The following is a 19,655-nucleotide window of genomic DNA, read 5'->3' on the forward strand; positions in this document are numbered from 1 at the left end:
CCGGCCGTATCCATTGGAAGGACCCCACATGCCGCTGGTGACCATCGAAGTGATCAAGGACGTTTTCACCCCGACCCAGAAGCAACAGATCATCACCCAGGTGACCGACACCATGGTCGGCATCGAGGGCGAGGCCCTGCGCGGCGTCACCTGGGTCCGCATCGTCGAGATCGAGCAGGGCGACTGGGGCATAGGCGGCCAGACCCTGCGCGCCGCCGACGTCAAGGCCATGGCGGGGGCTAGCCCCCGCCCCAACCCCGCTCATCCCCGAGCGCCGAAATATCCGCTTGCATCAGCCCCGCGTTGGCTAAACTAAAGGCTGTGTTCGGCGACGACGCCGTCGTCACGATTGAGCTTCTGCGGGGGGGCATATGGACGTTGGGATCAGGCGCCGGTTGTCGCTCGCCTTCAGCCTTGTCGCCGGCTTGCTGCTGCTTGCCGGCCCAGCCGGGGCGGCGCCGAAATATCCGGCCCTGACCGGCCGCGTGATCGACGCGGCCGGCGTCCTCCCGGCCAGCGTCGAAAACACCCTGGCGGCGCAGTCGGAGGCGCTGGAGGCTCGGACGACGGATCAGTTCGTCATCGTCACCGTGCCTTCACTCCAGGGATATTCCATCGAGGACTACAGCCAGGGCCTCGGCAACAGCTGGCGGCTGGGCCAGATCGGCAAGAACAACGGGGTGCTGCTGGTCGTGGCGCCCAAGGAGCGCAAGGTCCGGATCGAGCCGGGCTTCGGCCTGGAGAAGGTGCTCGACAACGAGACCTCCGCCGCCATCGTTCAGGGCGTGATCCTACCCCAGTTTCGCAAGGGCGCCCTGGCCAAGGGCGTCAGCGCCGGGGCGGAGGCGATCATCGATCGCCTGAACGCCAGCCCGCCGGTCGGGACGCCGGTCGGGACGTCGGTCGCCGCAAGCCCTCAGGCTCTGGCGGCGCCGGCCGCGACGCCGGAGCCAGTCAAGCCCGCCAGCCTGAAATCGTCGGGCGGCGACGCCACGAGCTCCATCGTCGCTCTGGCCGTGATCTGCTTCATCCTCTTCCTGATGTACAAGATCGTCACCGGCATATTCCGCTTTCTGGGCGGCCTCGCCGGCATGGCGTTCCGTCCGAAAGGCGGCGGCTTCGCGCCTCCGCCCGCCGGCTTCGCCCCCTATCCTCCGGGCGGCTTTCCCCCCGGCGCCCCCAATGGCTACCCGCCGGGATATCCGCCCCAGGGCTATCCGCAAGGCTATTATCCGCAGGCCGGCTACGGCTACTCGCCCTTCATCAACCGCGCCACGACCTTCGGCGCGGGCGCGGTCGCGGGCGCGCTCGCCGACCGGTTCTTCAACCGCCCCCGCGGCGTGTTCGGCGGCGGGACCAGCTCAAGCCTGAGCGATGTGGGATCAGCCTCGTCCGTCTCCAGCTCCGGCAGCATTTCCGCCGGCGGCGGATCCTTCAGCGGCGGCGGATCGTCGTCCGGGGGAAGCAGCATCTCCGGGGGCGGCGGGTCGTTCGGCGGGGGCGGCGGCGCCTCGGGGAGCTGGTGAGCATGTTGAGCCCGCAAGACCATCAACGCATCGCCGACGCCGTGACGGCGGCGGAGGCCAAGACCTCCGGCGAGATCATGTGCGTCGTCGCCGACACCGTCTCGGACTATCAGGACGTCCCCATCGGCTGGGCGGTCACGGCGGCGCTCCTCGTCCCGCCCGTGCTGCTGGCCGCCGGGCTGCCGCTGGAGAGCGTGGCGGCCGCGGCCCTGCGCTGGTCCTCCGGCTCCGTCCTGACCGCGTGGCTCATGGCCTATGTCGTGGTCCAGGCGGTCGTCTTCGGGATCGTCCGCTGGATCGTTGGCCTGCCGGCGGTGCGGCGACGCCTGACCGGCCGCGCGGCTGTACGCGCCCGCGTTCGCCGCGCCGCGCACAGCCACTTCGTCGGCGCGCTCACCCTGGTGAAACCCGATCAGCCCGCCGTGCTGATCTTCGCCTCGGAAGGCGACCGCCAGCTCGAGATCCTCGCCAACCCGGTCATCGACGCCGCCGTCCGCCCCGGCGCCTGGGCCGCGGCCGCCGACCGCGCCGTCCAGACCGTGCGCGACAAGGGTCTCGCCGACGGCCTGGTCCTCGCCATCGAACTGTGCGGCGCCGAACTCCACACCGCCTTCCCCGACGACGGCGCCGACAACGCCCTGCCCAACCGCGCAGCCGAGATCTGACGCGGGGCCAAAACCCCGCTCATCCCCGCGCAGGCGGGGAGGAGCGGGAGTGGGGCAGGTTGTTGGAAGTCCCGCACGCCTGAGCTTTGGTTTCGCGACGTCGGCCATCCCAACCCCGCTCATCCCCGCGCAGGCGGGGACCCAAGCCGAATCCGCCGCCCCATCGCCGCTCGGCCGATATCCCGCATGGGTCCCCGCCTGCGCGGGGATGAGCGGGGGAGGGTGCTACCCCATATACCCCGGCATCCAGCCCTCATGGGCCGTGCGCAGCTGGCTGAGGGGCAGGGTGAACAGGCCCTCCACGGCCAGGTCGTCGCCGCCCGCCACGCCGATCACGGCGGCCGGAACCCCCGCCGCCTTGGCCGCTGCGAGCACCGCGTCGGCGCTGTCCACGGCGACCAGATACCGAGCCTGGTCCTCGCCGAACAGGGCGGCATGGGCGGGCAGGTCGCCGGCCAGCTTCAGCGTCAAGCCTTGACTTGAGGCCAGCGCCATCTCAGCCGCCGCGGCGATGAGGCCGCCATCAGAAAGGTCATGCGCCACAGTGACTTGGCGCGACTCAATGAGAGACCGGATGAGGTCGCCGGCCTTGCGTTCGACCGCCAGGTCGACCGGCGGCGGCGCCCCGTCCTCGCGGCCCAGCAGCTCGCGCAGATACATGGATGCGCCGAGCTCGCCGCGCGTCTCGCCAACCAGGACCAGGGTCTGGCCGGCCTTCAGCCCGCCGAAGTCCGCGCGCTTCGTGGAGTCGACCAGGATGCCGACCGCGCCGACCGTCGGGGTCGGGGGAATCGCCGCCCCGTTGGTCTCGTTGTAGAGCGAGACATTGCCGCTCACGACCGGGAAGTCGAGCTCCCGGCAGGCCTCGGCCATGCCCTCGATGGCGCGGACGATCTGGCCCATGATCTCGGGCCGCTCCGGATTGCCGAAGTTCAGATTGTCGGTGATGGCGATCGGGTCGGCGCCCACCGCCGTCAGATTGCGCCAGGCCTCCGCCACGGCCTGCTTGCCGCCTTCATAGGCGTCGTTCTGGACGTAGCGCGGGGTGCAGTCGGAGGTGACGGCGAGCGCCTTCTTGGTCCCGTGCACGCGGACGATCCCGGCGTCGGCGCCGGTGGCGCTATCTTCCAGGGTGTCGGCCATGACGTGGCGGTCGTACTGCTCCCAGAGCCAGCGCTTCGACGCCATGTCCGGGGCGCTCATCAGCTTGACGACGGCGGCGGCGTAGTCGGCAGGGGCGGCCACGTCGGCCGGGGCCAGGCGCGGCTGCGCGGGCGTTGCGACCCAGGGCCGGTCATAGAGCGGGGCGTCGTCGAACAAGGGCGCGAGCGGCACGTCGCAGACGATCTGGCCCTTGTGCTTCAGCACCATGTGGCCGGTGTCGGTGGTGTGGCCGATGGTGGCGGCGTCCAGGCCCCACTTCTTGAAAATCCGCTGGCCGTCTTCTTCGCGGCCGGGCTTCAGGACCGCCAGCATGCGCTCCTGGCTCTCCGACAGCATCATCTCATAGGCGCTCATGCCCTCCTCGCGCTGGGGCACGCAGTCGAGGTCGAGCTCGATGCCGACCCCGCCCTTGCCGGCCATCTCGACCGAGGAGGAGGTGAGGCCGGCCGCGCCCATGTCCTGGATCGCGGCCACGGCGCCCGAGGCCATCAGCTCCAGCGTCGCCTCGATCAGCAGCTTCTCGGCGAAGGGGTCGCCGACCTGCACGGTCGGGCGCTTCTCGTCCGAGGCGTCGTCGAATTCCTGGCTGGCCATGGTCGCGCCATGGATGCCGTCTCGGCCGGTCTTGGAGCCGAAATAGACCACCGGCAGGCCGGGCGAGGGGGCGGCGGAATAGAAGATCTTGTCGGCGTCGGCCAGGCCCACGCACATGGCGTTGACCAGGATGTTGCCGTCATACCCCTTATGGAAATTGGTCTCGCCCGCGACCGTCGGCACGCCCACGCAATTGCCGTAGCCGCCGATGCCGCTGACCACGCCCGACACCAGGCGCTTGGTCTTGGGATGGCTCGGATCGCCGAAGCGCAGGGCGTTCAGCAGCGCGATCGGCCGCGCGCCCATGGTGAAGACGTCGCGCATGATGCCGCCCACGCCCGTCGCCGCGCCCTGATAGGGCTCGATGTAGGAGGGGTGGTTGTGGCTTTCCATCTTGAAGATGCAGGCCTGGCCGTCGCCGATGTCGATCACGCCCGCATTCTCGCCGGGTCCGCAGATCACCCGCGGCCCCTTGGTCGGGAACTTGCCGAGGTGCTTGCGGCTGGACTTGTAGGAGCAGTGCTCCGACCACATCACCGAGAACACGCCCAGCTCCACGAGGTTCGGCTCGCGGTTCAGGCGTTTGACGATGAGGTCGTATTCCTCGGGCTTCAGGCCGTATTCGGCGGCCGATTCGGCCAGGGTCTTCGCAGGCTGGGCGCTCATGGCGGGGCTTTTAGCCGGACTCGCGCGGGAGTGCGATAGGCTGGGCTCGGTCAGCCGCGCATCAGGCCGATCGCCGCGCCGACCGCCAGGAAACTCGCCAGGGCCAGGCAGACCAGGACGCGGAGGACGAGCGCGATCATCGGACCCTGGGCTGGGGCAGGCTGGCGACCTCGAGGGCGGACAGATGGATCATCACGATCCCCTGGCCGGGCAGGGCGGTCCGGGCGCTGTCCAGGGCGGCCTGCTCGAAATGCGTCCTGGGCGGGGCCGGCGGCTTGGCCGCCCACACCCCATAGGCCGCCATCGCCACCAGCACCGTCGCGCCCCAGGCGCCGGCCTGCAGCCGCGCGTCGGCCAGGGGCGGGCGGGCCAGGGCCGCAATGCGCGCCTCCAGCGGATGGGCGCCGGCCAGCCAGTGGCAGCCCAGCGGCAGGGGCGTTCCGGAGAGCTGGGTCTTAAGCATGGTCTGCGCATAGAGCCGGCGTTGCCGCGACCGCGTGGCCATGACCGTGGCGTCGCAGGCGAGCTCCTGGTCGAGCCGCACGGCGTAGGCGGCGGCATGGACCAGCGGATTGAACCAGCACAGGCACTGGGCGAGGGCGACCAGCGCATTGGCCTTGGGGTCGTCGCGCTCGATATGGGCCCGCTCATGGGCGCGGATCAGGGCGCGCTCGGCGTCCGTATAGGTGGTCTGGAAGTCGGCCGGCGTCACCAGACGCGGCGTGATCACCCCGACCACAGCCGGCCCCGCCTGGCCGCGGCGCGCCCGGGCCAGGAACCGCATCTGGCCGAGCGCCATCAGGCCGGCCGCCATCACCAGGCCGGCGGCCCAGATCCAGATCAGGGCCTGGGGCGGATGCAGGCGCAGGGCCGGGGCGACCGCATGGGCCGCCATCGCCGTCCCCCGCTCGGCCTCGGCCGCCGGGACCATGCCGGCCAGCAGCACCAGGGGCACGGCCGCCCACAGGGCGTAGGCGGTCTGGGCCCCGAACAGGCGCCGCACCGGCCGGCGCAGGGCCAGCACGGCCAGGATCGCCAGTCCGGCCTGGGCGTTGGCCCACAGGAAGTCTGCGAACAGCTCAGTCCCCATCGTCGTCGAGCTCCGCGATCAGCGACTTCAGCCGCGCCAGCTCCTCGGGCTTCAGGCTCCGGGACTTGGCGAAATGGGCGACCATGGGCGCCAGCTGGCCCTCGAACAGCCGGTCGAGCAGCCCCTGGCTCTCGGCCAGCACATAGTCAGCGCGCGCCACCAGCGGGCGATAGCAGTGGCGGCCGTCGATCTTCTCCGACTTCAGGGCCTTCTTCTTCAGGAGCCGGTTGATCAGGGTCTTGACGGTCGCATCGCCCCACCCTTGCGCCGGCCCTACCGCCGCGACGATCTCGTCGGTGGTTAGCGGCTCCCGCCGCCACAGGGCGTCCATGATCTGGCTCTCGGCGGCGGTGATGTGCATGTCTTACGTCCGTAATTCGAACGCAGAATTACGCGGTTAATTCCGCCCGTCAAGCGGCCGCCCCGATCCGGGGCGCTCGGCGCTTGCCGTTCGGGGTCGCGGGGCGACTCTTGCCCCATGACCCGCCGCCGCCTGCTGCTCGCGCCCCTGTTCGCCGCCCTCATGTCCGGGACCGCCCTGGCCCAGGCGGTCCCGCCGGTCAGCCCCGCGGGCGCCCGGCTCGCGGCCCTGCTCGACGGCATGGATGTCGAGCATCTGTGGCGGGCCGACCTGCATGTGAACTGGGAGACCGGCCAGCCGGACCGAGCCGCCGACTATGAGGGGCCGGGCAAGGCCACCCACTGCAGCGCCTTCGCCGCCGCCGTCGGCCAGAGGATGGGCGTCTATATGCTGCGTCCGCCGCAGCACGGCCAGGTCCTGCTGGCCAGCGCCCAGGCGGCCTGGTTCGCTTCGGGCCCCGGCCGCCAGGCCGGTTGGCGCCCGCTCTCGGGACCTGTGGCCGCCCAGGCTGCGGCCAATGTCGGCCAGCTGACCGTCATGGTCTATGCCAGCCCCAACCCGCACAAGCCGGGTCACATCGTGGTGGTGCGCCCGGCGGTCCGCACCGTCGCCGAGCTTGAGCAGCAGGGCCCGCAGATCACCCAGGCCGGCCAGCACAACTATTCAAGCACCGTCGCGGCGATCGGCTTCGCCGGCCATCCCGGCGCCTGGCCGAACGGGGTGCGCTACTACACCCACCCCTGATCTAGAGCCCCGGAACCACCGGAAGCTCGATCGAACTGGCCGCCGCCCCGCCGCGATAGATCCGCTGGGTCGCCTTCTGATAGTCGCCCGGCTTGGCGAAGAAGATGTTGGGGACGAAGGTCTGCGGATTGCGGTCATAGAGCGGGAACCAGCTCGACTGCACCTGCACCATGATCCGGTGGCCGGGCAGGAAGACGTGGTTGGCCGGGGGCAGGGCGAACCGATAGGCCTGCGTCTTCCCCGCCGGGATCGCGCTCGGATGCTCCAGGCTCTCGCGATAGCGGCCGCGGAAGATGTCCATGCCCACCGCCAGCTCGAACCCGCCCATCTCCGGCGCGGACGGAACCTGGTCAGGATAGACGTCGATCAGCTTGACCACCCAGTCGCTGTCGGTCCCCGAGGTCGAGGCGAACAGGTTCACCACCGGCATGCCCGAGATCCGCATCGCCTCGGTCAGGGGCGGGGTCACATAGGTCAGCACGTCCGGCCGGCCGTCCACGAACCTCTGGTCGGTGACCAGCCAGCGCTTCCAGGCGTCGCCGTCGGCGAAGTTCACCGGCCGCGGCTGATAGGGCACGGGCTTCATCGGGTCCGAGACATATTCGTCGAAGCCCGCCTCGGCCTTGGCCGGCGCCGTGAAGCTCAGGCCCCCCTGGGCGGTCAGATAGATCGGCTTGGACGCCGTGGCGCAGCCGCTCGCGCAGGCCAGCGGATAGCGGTCCATCCGGCTCCAGCGGTTCAGCCCCGTCTCATAGATCAGCACCGGCGGGGTGTCGGCCTTGGGCGCTCCGGTCTTTAGATTGGCGTCCAGGAACGGGCGCATATAGGCGGTGCGGAACTCGGTGGCCGTATCGCCTGAGAACTTCAGCTGGCCCAGGCTCGAGCCGTCATAGTTCACGCCCGAATGCCGCCAGGGCCCCAGCGCGATCGACAGCATGTCGTTCCGGGCGTCCTTCGGCTCCAGCGCCTCATAGGTGTGGATCGCGCCGTACATGTCCTCCTGGTCCCACAGGGAGCCCACGATCAGGGTCGGCACGCTGAGCGGCTTCTTGGCCAGCAGGAGGTCCAGCGCCTGGCCCTGCCAGAAGCCGTCCCAGGCCGGGTGCTCGGTGAGCTTCTTCCAGAAGCCCAGCTGCTCGAAGCCGTTGGCCTTGCCATAGTCCCCGGCCGATCCGGCCCTAAGGAAGCCGTCGAAATCGTCGCGGGTGGCCCGCGGGACCTTCTCGCCCGCGCCCTTCTGGACGGTCTGGCCATAGATGTAGTCGAAATTGGTCTGGCGGAACGCGCCGTTGTGGAACCAGTCGTCGCCCTTCCAGCCGTCGACCATCGGGCTCATCGGCACGGCGGCCTTCAGCGCCGGGTGCGGATCGAGCAGGGCCATCAAGACCGTGAAGCCCTCATAGGACGAGCCGATCATCCCGACCCGCCCATTGGACTCAGGGGTGTTCTTCACCAGCCAGTCGATGGTGTCATAGGCGTCGGTGGCGTGGTCCACGTCCGAGGAATTCAGCGGCCCGCGCGGGGGCCGGGTCATCACATAGTCGCCCTCCGACCCGTACTTGCCGCGCACGTCCTGGAACACCCGGATATAGCCGCCGGCGACCAGCACCTCGTCGCCCTGGGACAGGCTCGACAACAGCTCGGAGCTGACATTGCGCTCGGCCCGCTTCGAGGCGTTGTACGGCGTCCGCGTCAGGATGATCGGCGCGCCCGTCGCCCCCTTGGGGATCATGATGACGGTGTGCAGCTTCACCCCGTCGCGCATGGGGATCATCACATCGCGCTTCACATAGTCGTCGTCCTGTTGCGGCCGCACGAACACCTTGGGGATGTCCGCCGACAAGGGCGGGGTCTGAGCAAGCGCCGGCGCGGCGGCCAGCAGGGCGGCGACGGCGACCGCCAGGGTCAGGGAGCGGGACATGCGATTCCTTGGATCAACAGGCGGTCGAGCCTAGACCGCCGCAGATGATCCGCAAGCCGCGGGACGGATGCGGCGAGCCCCCTCGCCCCGCTTCGCGGGGAGAGGGTTGGGGTGAGGGGCCCATTCTTGCAGCGCCCCGCACGCCCGACCGTCCTACCCCTCACCCAACCCTCTCCCCGCAAGCGGGGCGAGGGCTAGAGGCGTGCAACTCGCCAACCGGGTTGCCCTTGCGTCCGAAGGCGCCCCTAATGCCTCCGTTTTCCCGACTCCATTCTCGCGGCCCGACGCCGCCGTCCTCCATTTCAAACCCCAGCGCCCAGGAGCGCCGCACCATGATGAAGCTCTATTCCGGGGATCTCAGCCCCTATTCCGCCCGCGTCCGCATGCAGATCTACGCCAAGGGGATCAGCGACATCGAGATCACCCGGCCGTCCACCTTCGGCACCCCGAAGTTCCGCGAGGAGCACCCGATCGGCCGCATCCCGGTGCTCGATATCGACGGCGACATGATGCCGGAATCCGAGGTGATCGCGGAATATCTGGAGGAGATCTATCCCACCCCCTCCCTGCTGGGCGCCACCCCGCGCGAGACCGCCCACATCCGCACCGTGGCCCGCATCGGCGACATCTACATCTTGAACAACATGTTCATGCTGTCGGGCCAGGCCCGCGCCAAGACCCGCAATGAGGGGATCGTCGAGCTGCTCGGCGGCCAGGTGGTGCGCAACATCAAGGCGCTCGACCGGATGATCGGCAAGGACGGCTTCGCCTGCTGCGGACGCCTGACCATGGCCGACTGCGCCCTGGTGCCGGGCCTGTTCATGGTCGAGAACGTCCTGCCCGGCGTGGGCGTCGACAACCCCATCCCCGCCAACCCCAATGTCGCCGCCTACTGGGCCGCCATCCAGCAGAACGAACACGCCGCCCGCGTCCTCGTCGAACTGCACCGGGGTCTGGAGGAACGCCGCGAACTCATCCGCTCCGGCGCCTTCGAAAAGATGATGACCGCCATGGCCGCCGCCCAGGCCGCGGCGGACGCGAAGGGTAGGGCAGGCGGGCGCACTCCCTCTCCCCACGTCGTGGGGAGAGGGCTGGGGTGAGGGGCTCTTGCTTGCCGCGTCTCGGCGGCCCGACCTTCGTCCCCCTCACCCTTCCCTCTCCCCGCAAAGCGGGGCGAGGGTGGCAAACCGCCAATCCCCTTAGCCCTCCCCAAGGTCACCACGCCTACAGTCCCCCCAACACAATAGATCCGGGAGGACGGACATGGCGGACCTGGTCATTCGCAACGGGCGCATCGTCGACGGCACGGGCGCGGCGGCCTATGCCGGCGATCTGGCCATCACCGACGGCAAGATCATCGCCGTCGGCCGCTATGACGGCAAAGGCGCGACAGAGATCGACGCCGAGGGCCGCGTCGTCTCGCCGGGTTTCATCGACATCCACACCCATTACGACCCCCAGATCTGCTGGGACCGGCTGGCCACCCCCAGCCTGGAGCACGGGGTCACCACCGTGGTCATGGGCAATTGCTCGCTCAGCCTCGCCCCCGTCCGCCCGGAGGGAAAACGCAAGCTGATCAAGATGTTCGAGAAGATCGAGGACATCAAGGAACCGACCTTCGACGCCGCCGTGCCCTTCAGCTGGGAGAGCTTCGGCCAGTACATGGACCACATCCGCCCCGGCCTCGGCATCAATGTCGGCGCCCTCGTCGGCCACTCAGCCCTGCGCTTCTATGTGATGGGCGCCGACAGCCAGGAGCGGGTCGCCACGGACGGCGAGATCGAGCAGATGTGCGCCCTGCTCGAACAGGCCATGGCCGACGGCGCCATCGGTCTGTCCACCTCCTACGTCGACATCGACGAGGACGGCCGCCCCGTGCCCAGCCGCCTGGCCGACATGCGCGAGAAGACCGCGCTGTGCCAAGCCATGGCCAAGAGCGGCCGCGGCGTCCTGCAGACCGTGCCCTATTTCATCGATATCGAGCAGCAGCTGGCCAATATCGAGGAGCTGGGCGATCTCAGCCTCGCCAGCGGCGTGGTCTGCTCCGTCGCCCCCATCACCTACAGCCCGGTCGCCCCTGAGAACTGGAAGCGCTCGATCGCCAAGCTGGAGGAACAGCAGGCCCGCGGCGCCAAGGTGTTCGGCCAGTCGATGCCGCGCAGCTTCGACATCAACATCATCCTCTCCGAGACCTCCTTCATGCTCTACAGCGTCCGCAAGTGGGACCTGCTGATGCAGAAGCCCTTGCCGGAGCGCCTCGCCGGTTTCGCCGACCCCGCCGCCCGGCCCATGCTGGTCGAGGCCGCCGAGCGCCGGATCATGCCGCTCTTGAAGAACATGGCCGTTGGCCGGGTCTATTCCCCGGAGAACGAGAAATATCTCGGCCGCAAGCTGACCGAGATCGCCAAGGCCGCCGGCAAGTCGGAAGCCGACGTCATGCTCGACATCGCCGTCGCCGACGGCCTGCAGACCGAGTTCCAGATCCGCGGCGCCATCCATGCCGATCCGGAGATCGTCTCCCAGATCCTCGACCACCCGCTGATCCACATCGGCGGCTCCGACGCCGGCGCCCACGTCACCCAGTTCTGCGGCGCGGGCGACACCTGCGACATGCTGGAGCGCTATGTGCGCGGCTACGGCAAGATGACCCTGGAACGCGCCGTCCACCGCATGACCGGCGAACCCGCCCGCGACTGGGGCGTCCGCGGCCGCGGCCTGCTCGAGGTCGGTCAGGCCGCCGACGTGGTGATCTTCGACCCCGCGACCATCGCCCGCGGCGAGGAGATCTTCGTCTCAGACTTCCCCGGAGAAACCAACCGCTACGTCCGCCACGCCATCTGCATCGACAAGGTCATCGTCAACGGCGCCGTGGTCGTGGACCGCGGCCAATACACCGACGCCCGGGCCGGGGTGATGGTCTAACCCCCGCCGCTCATTCCCGCGCAGGCGGGAATCCAAGCGGGTTCAGCAAGATCCGACCACGAACCTCACGAACCTCACGAACGGGGTGGCGGGGCAATGTGCGCGAGCTTGCGCGCCTTTTGGGGGCGGACGGTCCGAAGGAAATGGACCACGAAAAACACGAAAAACACGAACGGTCGGCGGCGAGGGTGGAGGCAGTAAATTAGGCGCGCTTGCGCGCGATAAGCCAGCCACGGCGGTTCAGCTGGGGTTCGTGTTTTTCGTGTTTTTCGTGGTCAATTTCTTGCGGCCTGTCGGCCGCGCCTGCGCCCGGTCTGACCCGCTGACGCTCCCGCTACCCCGTTCGTGTCGTTCGTGAGGTTCGTGGACAAACCCTTGCTGACGCGACGCGAGCCTCACACGCCCTAGTCCCCCCAGCCGAACACATCCTCGACCCCCACCCCGAACACCCGCGAGATCCGGAACGCGCTTTCGAGCGAGGGCGAGTATCGGCCCTGCTCGATGGCGATGATGGTCTGGCGCGTCACCCCGATGGCGGCGGCGAGCGCAGCCTGGCTCATGCCGCCGGCCTGTTCCCGCAGTTCGCTGACCCGGTTGGTGATGGGGGGAGGCTTGGCCAAGGCGCCCGGCCCTATCGCCGAAAGAGCACGATCTGGGCCCCGTACTCGATCACCCCTGACGCCATCAGCGACAGCAGGATCACGTGGAACATGACGTTGCCGTCGCCGTGGGTCACATAGTGGCCCAGGGCCGGAAGCACGCCGACCAGGAACGCCAGCCCGGCCCAATGCCCCGCCCGCGCCACGATCAGCCGCTCGCGCTCGTCCGGCGGCGCTCCGGATTGCTTTGGGAAGAAGATCCCGAGCCCGATCTCCAGGGCGACCACCCCCGTCAGGGTGAACCCGGCCGCCGCGACCGCCGCCGTCTCCGGCGGCGCCCCCAGCCCGACCCTCATGATCGCCATCAGGCAATAGGCCCCCGCCGCGCCAAACAGCGCGACCATCACCCAGGCCACAATCTCCCGCACCGCCATCGGAACCCCCGTTGCTATGGCGCCAGGGTGGTCAAAGATTTTTGACATGTCAAAGATTTTTTACAAGCACGGCGGCGGCGCCAAGCCATCCCCACCCCGCTCATCCCGGCGAACGCCGGGACCCAGATCATAGGGCTCGGCGAATCCGGTGATGCCCAACGGAGGCCCATCTGGCGACCTATGCGCTTTAGGATCTGGATCCCGGCCTTGACTGCTTCGCGCCGCCCCTTCGGGGTCGCCGGGATGAGCGGGTTTGAGGGCGCCCCCGACCGTCCCGTCCCCACGGCCCGTTCGTGTCGTTCGTGGACAAACCCTTGCTGACCCGAAGCCCCCCGGGGAGCGGCCGGCGAAACCCGCGACACCCCCACACCCCGCCCGCCACCAGAACCGCTTGTGGAACCGTGTTCGAAGGGGCTCGATAGGCCCGCGCCCGGCCTGGGCGCAGGCAGGGAGGGCCTAGGGATGGCGGACGGCATCGTGGACGTTCTGAACGACAAGCGCGCCGCGGCGCGCGAGGCCGCCTACAGCGCCCCCATCGAAGAGCTGAATCCGGCGCGCGCCTCGCTGTTCCGCGACGACGCCATGTGGCCGATCTTCGAGCGGCTGCGCGCCGAGGCGCCGGTGCACTACACGCCCGACAGCAACTACGGGCCCTTCTGGTCGATCACCCGATACAACGACATCATGGCGGTGGACTCCAACCACCAGGTGTTTTCCTCGGCCAAGGGCATCGCCCTGTCGCCCAAGGCCGCCCAGGGGTTCCGCGACCCCAACAACACCGCCACCAACTTCATCGCCATGGACCCGCCGCGCCACGACGCCCAGCGCAAGACGGTCAGTCCGGCCCTGTCGCCCCACGCGCTTTCCCTCATGGCCCCGCTGATCCGCGAGCGGGCGGGCCGGATCCTCGACAGCCTGCCGATCGGCGAGAGCTTCGACTGGGTCGATCTGGTGTCCAAGGAACTGACCACCATGACCTTGGCGACCCTGTTCGACTTTCCCTTCGAGGAGCGCCGCAAGCTCACCCGTTGGTCCGACGCCATGACCACGCCGCCGGGCTTTGGCGGTCCGGTCGCCAACCTGCAGGAACTGCGCGAGACCATGGCCGAGTGCTTCGGCTACTTCACGGAGCTCTGGAACCAGCGGGTCAACGCCGAACCCGCCGGCGACCTGATCTCCATGCTGGCCCACGGGGAAGACACCCGGAACATGACGATGGCGGAGTTCCACGCCAATGTCGGCCTGCTGATCATCGGCGGCAATGACACGACCCGGAACACCATCTCCGGCTCGGTCCTGGCCCTGAACCAGAACCCGGACCAGTACGCCAAGCTGCGGGCCAATCCCGACCTGATCCCGTCCATGGTCTCCGAGACCATTCGCTGGCAGACGCCGCTCGCCCACATGTCGCGCACCGCGACCCAGGATTTCGAGATGGGCGGCAAGACCATCAAGGCCGGCGACAAGGTGGTCATGTGGTACGTCTCGGGCAATCGCGACGCGACCGTGATCGAGGACCCCGACAGCTACATCATCGACCGGCCCCGGCCGCGCCAGCACATGTCCTTCGGGTTCGGCATTCACCGCTGCGTCGGCAACCGCCTGGCCGAGCTTCAGCTGACCATCATCTGGGAAGAGATCATGAAGCGCTTCCCCGACATCCAGCTGCAGGCGGAGCCCCGGCGCAGCTATTCGATCTTCGTGAAGGGCTATGAGGACATGCAGGTCGTCCTGCCCGCCCGGATCTAGGCTGTTTGCAAGACCCGTCATCGTCCATGGTCAGGCCCGTGTTCGAAGGTCGGTCATGACATCCCCATCGCCAGTCCCGGAACCTTGCGGCGCCGCGCCCTCGATGCGGCGCGGAGCCTGGTCGAGCGCGGCGGGGCCGACGCCCTGCAGCTGCGGCGGGTGGCGACGGAGGTCGGCAGCGGGGTCGCGAGCCTCTACTATCACTTCACCAACAAGGACGCTCTGCGGGCGGCGGTGGCGGTCGAAGGCTGGCGGGAGCTCGCCCAGAGGATCGAGCACGCCATGGCGAGCGGCAGGTTCCCGCACCGGATCGACGCGGCCAACGCCGCCCTGCTCGCCTTCATCCGCCGCAGTCCCAACCTCTACGCCCTGATGCAGATCGAGCCGAGCCGCGCGGGCCATCTCGCCGTGCGGGAGGCCGAGCATCAGGCCTTCGAAGCCTTCCAGAGTTCGCTGCGCGGGGACGACAGGGTGCCGGCGGACCGGGTCGAGGACATCGCGCGCCTGTGCTGGGTGCTCGGACGCGGCATCGCCTCGACCGTCCAGATGGAAAATGACGCCGCCCTGGCCGAGCGCCTGGAGCAGGCCGTGCTGCGCGGCTTCGCCTTCCTCCTGTCCCCGCAATACATGCGGTGAGCGGCGCCCGCCAGCCCGCCCGCTGTGCGCAACGGTCGCCACATGACGTGGATAAAAACATAAGTAAATCAATAATTTAATCCAACCCTCCGCCTCTCCAAACCTCCTCGTCCATGTTGACGTCAAACCGGCCCTGTCGATTCAGGTCGGCGCTTTCGGCCCCTCGGGTTTACAATCTCCCTGGTCCTTCTCATCGTCGTTCCAACCCACCGCCGCGCGCTGCTTACGGCCGGCCCGCGGAACCGCCGCTCGCCACCTCCGCGAAGCATGAAAACTGCTCAAATCCTGGCGTTTGTTTGAGAGAACCGCACGGATCGCGCCGCCTCGCGACGCTTACGATCCCCCTCAGGCGAAACCGTTGGCGTTCTCTGCCTCAGGCCCGAGATTGCCGCCGTCGCGCCTTACCGTTAGCGTCGCGGAAAGGCTGGCGCCCGAGTCCGGCCGCCCAGGAGAGATATTGATGGCAAACGTCGAAGCTGCCCGGCCACGGGGGGGGATTTTCCGACGCAAGTCGGTCGCTCAGATCCAGTCCGAGCACGAGCATGGCGAACTGAGCCGCTCGCTCGGCGCGCTCAACCTGATCATGCTGGGGATCGGCTGCGTCATCGGCACCGGCATCTTCGTGCTGACCGGTCGTGCGGCCGCCCAGTTCGCCGGCCCCGGCATCATGATCTCCTTCGTGATCACCGGCACGCTCTGCGCCTTCGTGGCCCTCTGCTACGCCGAGCTCGCCTCGGTGCTGCCGGTCTCCGGCTCGGCCTATTCCTACAGCTACGCCTCCATGGGCGAGGTCGTGGCCTGGGTCATGGGCTTGCTCCTGGTGCTCGAATACGGCCTGGCCGCCTCGACCGTGGCCGTTGGCTGGTCGGGCTATCTCACAAGCCTGCTGCACCAGATGCATATCGTCATACCCCCAGAGCTGACGGCGGCGCCGGGGGTGCTGGTGAAGAATGACGCCGGGGTGGTGATCGCCAAGGGGATCATGAACCTGCCGGCCATCGTCGCGATCGGCCTGGTCACCTGCCTGCTGGTGGTCGGCGTCTCCGAGAGCGCCACCGTCAACAACATCGTCGTGGTCATCAAGCTGACCGTGGTCCTGGCCTTCATCATCATCGGGGCCCGCTATGTGAACCCGGCCCACTGGTCGCCGCTGATCCCGGCCCAGATCCCGGCCCCGCCGCCCGGCACGCCGATGGACATCTGGCATCAGATGGGCCGCGCCATGGTCGACGTGGTCACCGGCGCCAACAACACCAAGTACGGCATCGGCGGGGTGATCCACGCCGCGGCGGTTATCTTCTTCGCCTATCTGGGCTTCGAGGCGGTCTCCACCGCCGGGGCCGAGGCGCGCAACCCGGCCAAGGACATGCCGATCGGCATCCTCGGCGCTCTGGCCATCTGCACCGTGCTCTACATCGCCACCTCGGCGGTGCTGGTCGGCATCGTGCCCTACGCCTCGCTGGACAACCCCGCGCCCATCGCCACGGCGGTGAACCAGATCGGCCTGCCGTGGTTCGCAGTGCTGGTGAAGATCGGGGCCATCGCCGGCCTGTCGTCGGTGATGCTGGTCCTGATGTATGGTCAGACCCGCATCTTCTACACCATGTCCCGCGACGGCCTGCTGCCCAGCGTCCTGGCCCGGGTCCATGCCAAGTTCAAGACGCCCTGGGTGAACACCATCATCGTCGGCGTGGCGGCGGCCTCCGCGGCCGGCTTCATGTCGCTGGACGCGCTCGCGGACCTGTCGAACGTGGGCTCGCTGGCGGCCTTCGCCATCGTCTGCATCACGGTGATCTATCTGCGCATCACTGCGAAGGACCTGAAGCGTCCCTTCCGCACCCCGCTCTATCCGGTGGTGCCGATCCTGGGCGCGGTCATGTGCCTGTTCCTGCTGATGAGCCTGATGGCGGCCCCGGCCACCCGCAACTTCTTCCTGATCTATCTGGCGGGCGGGATCCTGGTCTACTTCGCCTACGGCATGTGGAACTCCAAGCTGGGCAAGGGCGTCGCGGTCTCCGGCCACGAAGCCGAGCCGATGGAGCTGCCGCACAAGGTCGACTAGACCTTCGGAGTCGGACTTAATTGGCGGGGCGGGCGGCGCAGGGCGTCGTCCGCCCTGTTGCTGTCAAACGAGGCGCGGACCACGCGCCCCTGGGGGAGAGAGACGAGATGGTTCAGTTCAAGGGCCCGCGCACGGTGGCCTTCGTCGCGGCCGGCGCCATCGGCCTGATGGCCAGCGCGGCGGCCCAGGCGGCGACGCCCGTCTATCACGCCGAGATCGCCCGCACCCGCTACGGCATCCCCCACGTCAGCGGCGCCGACTATGGCTCGGTCGGCTATGGCGAGGCCTACGCCTTCGCCCAGGACAATCTCTGCCTGATCGCCGACAAGGTGGTCACGGTGAACGGCGAGCGGTCGAAGTATTTCGGCGCCGACGGGGTGACGACCGTGGCCTTCACCGAGGTTCCGAACCTCGAGGCCGACGTGTTCTTCAAGGCCAACCTGGACATCGTCGGCCTGCGCCGCGCCTTCGCCGGGGTGTCCAAGGACTATCAGGCCCTGGTCCGGGGCTACGCCGCCGGTTTCAACCGCTATCTGCGCGACACGCCCAAGGCCGCCCTGCCGGCCGGCTGCCGCGACGCCGCCTGGCTGCGGCCGATCACCCTCGACGACCTCCTGCGTCTCAACGAGGAGCGGATGATCCAGGCCAGCGCCGGGGCGTGGCTCAAGATGATCACCGCCGCCGCCCCGCCTGCGGCGGTCAAGACCGCCCAGCTGGCGCCGGTTGGCCTGCCGGTGGAGCCGGAGACCTTCGGCCTGGGCAGCAACGGCTGGGCCTTCGGCCGCGATGTCACCGCCAATGGCGCGGGCGTCCTGCTCGGCAATCCGCACTTTCCCTGGGAGACCACCAACCGGTTCTACCAGGTCCACCTGACGATCCCGGGCAAGCTGGACGTCATGGGGGTGACCATCGGCGGCGCGCCGGGGATCTCCATCGGCTTCAACCACGACGTCGCCTGGACCCACACGGTTTCCACCGACCGCCACTTCACGGTCGCCGAGCTGACCCTCGATCCCAAGGATCCCACCGCCTACCTGGTCGACGGAAAGTCCCGGCCGATGGTTCGCCAGGACCTGGCCATCGAAGTGAAGGGCGAGGCCAAGCCGCGGGTCCGCACGGTCTATTCCAGCGTCTATGGCCCCCTGGTCGTGATGCCCCAGGCCGGGGTCAATTGGAGCGCCAAGCGCGCCTACGCCCTGCGCGACGCCAACCACAACAACCTGCGCTCCGGCGAGGTCTGGCTGGACATCGCCCGGGCGAAGTCGGTCGGAGACATCCAGGCGACCATCCGCCGGACCCTGGGCATTCCCTGGGTCAACACCATCGCCGCCGACCGGTCGGGCCAGGTGCTCTATGCCGACGTGACGGCCACCCCCAATGTCTCGGCCGACAAGCTGAAGACCTGCGCGCCGCCCTCGGGGCTGGGGCCGCTGGCCGCCGGGGCGCGGATCTATCTGCTGGACGGCGCCCGGTCGGCCTGTGACTGGGACGTGGTCAAGGGCACGCCGGCGCCGGGCCTGATGCCGGGCGAGGCCATGCCGGCCCAGGTCCGCACCGACTATGTCGCCAACAGCAATGACAGCTACTGGCTGGCCAATGGCCGCGCGCCGATGGCCGCCTATCCGCCCATCGTTGGTCCGACCGCCGTGGCCCAGAACCTGCGCACCCGCCAGGGCCTGCTGGAGATTGAGGCCCGGCTGGCCGGGGCCGACGGCCTGCCGGGCGCCAAGGTCGATCCGGCGGCGGTCGAGGCCATGCTCTATCGCAACAAGAACCTGGCCGCAGACCTCGTGCTCGACGACGTGGCGCGGATCTGCTCGGGGGCCGGGATCGTCAAGACGCCGGCCGGCAAGTCCGTCGACCTCGCCCGGGCCTGCGCGGTGCTGGCCAAATGGGACCGGCGCATGAACCTCGACAGCGTGGGCGCCCCGCTGTTCATCGAGTTCTGGCGCCGCGCCGAGCGGATCCCGAACCTCTATGCGGTCGCCTTCGACCCCGCCGACCCGGTCCATACCCCGCGCGGCGTGAAGTCCGATCCGGCCGTTTCCGCGGCGGTGCTGCAGGCCCTGACCCAGGCGGTCGAGACCCTGGACGCCGCCGGCGTGCCGATCGACGCGCCCTGGGCTTCGGTCCAGGTGGCGGTGCGCGGCGCCCAGCGCATCCCGGTGCCGGGCGGCGAGGGCTCCGACGGGGTGCTCAACGCCCAACAATCCAAGCTGGTCCCGGGCGTCGGCTATGTGCCCTATCACGGCTCCAGCTACATCCAGGTGGTCACCTTCGACGACCAGGGTCCGGTGGCTGACGGGATCCTGACCTATTCCCAGTCCACCGACCCGGCCTCGGCCCACTACGCCGACCAGACCTGGCTGCACGCGGGCAAGGGCTGGAACCGGCTGCCCTTCCACGCCGCCGACATCGCCGCCGATCCGACCCTGACGCGGATGACCCTGGAGGAGCCGGTCCGGTAACAAGTCTTAACGCCGCGTTCACCATGCTTGCCTAGCCTGGAGGCCTTGCAAAGC

The 19,655-nt window shown here is 68.8% G+C and carries 16 protein-coding genes; 10 read left to right on the top strand and 6 right to left on the bottom strand.

The features are described 5' to 3' along the window. The first annotated feature begins 28 nt into the window (after nt 1-28). Genes MQH10_RS07490 through MQH10_RS07500 form a run of 3 tightly spaced genes read left to right on the top strand, consistent with a single transcriptional unit; the run spans nt 29 to nt 2,191 of the window. Nucleotides 29-316 carry a tautomerase family protein gene (locus MQH10_RS07490; protein ID WP_242563447.1) on the top strand — a complete coding sequence of 96 codons (288 nt, stop codon included), beginning with the start codon at nt 29-31 and terminating at the stop codon, nt 314-316. Between the two features lie 55 nt (nt 317-371). Further along, a complete protein-coding gene (locus tag MQH10_RS07495; protein ID WP_242563448.1) occupies nt 372-1,526 on the top strand; it encodes a TPM domain-containing protein in 1,155 nt (384 codons plus the stop codon). A gap of 2 nt (nt 1,527-1,528) precedes the next feature. Further along, complete coding sequence (locus MQH10_RS07500; protein ID WP_242563449.1) at nt 1,529-2,191, top strand: TPM domain-containing protein; 663 nt, start codon at nt 1,529-1,531, stop codon at nt 2,189-2,191. 225 nt (nt 2,192-2,416) lie between these two features. Here the strand turns inward: MQH10_RS07500 and purL are convergent, their stop codons facing one another. The 3 genes from purL to MQH10_RS07515 all read right to left on the bottom strand — a co-directional run bounded on the left by purL (nt 2,417) and on the right by MQH10_RS07515 (nt 6,066). Then, nucleotides 2,417-4,615, bottom strand: coding sequence for a phosphoribosylformylglycinamidine synthase subunit PurL (gene purL, locus MQH10_RS07505; protein ID WP_242563450.1), 2,199 nt, complete (start codon nt 4,613-4,615; stop codon nt 2,417-2,419). A 136-nt stretch (nt 4,616-4,751) separates the two neighbouring features. Further along, nucleotides 4,752-5,705: a M56 family metallopeptidase gene (locus MQH10_RS07510; protein WP_242563451.1), complete on the bottom strand. Its 954-nt coding sequence runs from the start codon at nt 5,703-5,705 to the stop codon at nt 4,752-4,754. Beyond that, nucleotides 5,695-6,066, bottom strand: a complete 372-nt coding sequence (locus MQH10_RS07515) for a BlaI/MecI/CopY family transcriptional regulator (protein ID WP_242563452.1) — start codon at nt 6,064-6,066, stop codon at nt 5,695-5,697. Before MQH10_RS07515 ends, MQH10_RS07510 begins: the two co-directional genes overlap by 11 nt. Before the next feature lie 117 nt (nt 6,067-6,183). Here MQH10_RS07515 and MQH10_RS07520 point away from each other — a divergent pair, with 117 nt between their 5' ends. Further along, complete coding sequence (locus tag MQH10_RS07520) at nt 6,184-6,810, top strand: hypothetical protein (protein ID WP_242563453.1); 627 nt, start codon at nt 6,184-6,186, stop codon at nt 6,808-6,810. Nucleotide 6,811: 1 nt separating this feature from the next. Here MQH10_RS07520 and MQH10_RS07525 read toward each other — a convergent pair whose 3' ends face one another. After that, on the bottom strand, nt 6,812-8,731 hold the full coding sequence (locus MQH10_RS07525) for a CocE/NonD family hydrolase (RefSeq protein ID WP_242563454.1): 1,920 nt from the start codon (nt 8,729-8,731) through the stop codon (nt 6,812-6,814). 332 nt (nt 8,732-9,063) lie between these two features. Between MQH10_RS07525 and MQH10_RS07530 the strand changes: the two genes are divergently transcribed. Continuing rightward, nucleotides 9,064-9,831, top strand: coding sequence for a glutathione S-transferase family protein (locus MQH10_RS07530; RefSeq protein WP_242563455.1), 768 nt, complete (start codon nt 9,064-9,066; stop codon nt 9,829-9,831). Between the two features lie 163 nt (nt 9,832-9,994). Next, on the top strand, nt 9,995-11,653 hold the full coding sequence (locus tag MQH10_RS07535; protein ID WP_242563456.1) for an N-acyl-D-amino-acid deacylase family protein: 1,659 nt from the start codon (nt 9,995-9,997) through the stop codon (nt 11,651-11,653). Between the two features lie 404 nt (nt 11,654-12,057). Here the strand turns inward: MQH10_RS07535 and MQH10_RS07540 are convergent, their stop codons facing one another. Both MQH10_RS07540 and MQH10_RS07545 read right to left on the bottom strand, forming a co-directional pair. Beyond that, nucleotides 12,058-12,273 (bottom strand): helix-turn-helix transcriptional regulator, encoded by a 216-nt coding sequence (locus MQH10_RS07540; protein WP_242563457.1) that lies wholly within the window; start codon nt 12,271-12,273, stop codon nt 12,058-12,060. Nucleotides 12,274-12,284: 11 nt separating this feature from the next. Continuing rightward, nucleotides 12,285-12,656 carry a hypothetical protein gene (locus MQH10_RS07545; RefSeq protein WP_242563458.1) on the bottom strand — a complete coding sequence of 124 codons (372 nt, stop codon included), beginning with the start codon at nt 12,654-12,656 and terminating at the stop codon, nt 12,285-12,287. Between the two features lie 492 nt (nt 12,657-13,148). Here MQH10_RS07545 and MQH10_RS07550 point away from each other — a divergent pair, with 492 nt between their 5' ends. The 4 genes from MQH10_RS07550 (at nt 13,149) to MQH10_RS07565 (ending at nt 19,601) form a co-directional block, all read left to right on the top strand. Further along, entirely contained in the window at nt 13,149-14,435 is a 1,287-nt protein-coding gene (locus MQH10_RS07550; protein ID WP_242563459.1) for a cytochrome P450, read from the top strand. A gap of 84 nt (nt 14,436-14,519) precedes the next feature. Then, nucleotides 14,520-15,071 (top strand): TetR/AcrR family transcriptional regulator, encoded by a 552-nt coding sequence (locus tag MQH10_RS07555; RefSeq protein ID WP_242563460.1) that lies wholly within the window; start codon nt 14,520-14,522, stop codon nt 15,069-15,071. A gap of 460 nt (nt 15,072-15,531) precedes the next feature. Next, nucleotides 15,532-17,133, top strand: a complete 1,602-nt coding sequence (locus MQH10_RS07560; protein ID WP_242563461.1) for an APC family permease — start codon at nt 15,532-15,534, stop codon at nt 17,131-17,133. Between the two features lie 107 nt (nt 17,134-17,240). Then, nucleotides 17,241-19,601 carry an acylase gene (locus MQH10_RS07565; RefSeq protein WP_242563462.1) on the top strand — a complete coding sequence of 787 codons (2,361 nt, stop codon included), beginning with the start codon at nt 17,241-17,243 and terminating at the stop codon, nt 19,599-19,601. Nucleotides 19,602-19,655: the final 54 nt, after the last annotated feature.

Origin of the sequence: Phenylobacterium aquaticum (assembly GCF_022695515.1) — a bacterium.
Lineage (GTDB): Bacteria > Pseudomonadota > Alphaproteobacteria > Caulobacterales > Caulobacteraceae > Phenylobacterium > Phenylobacterium aquaticum.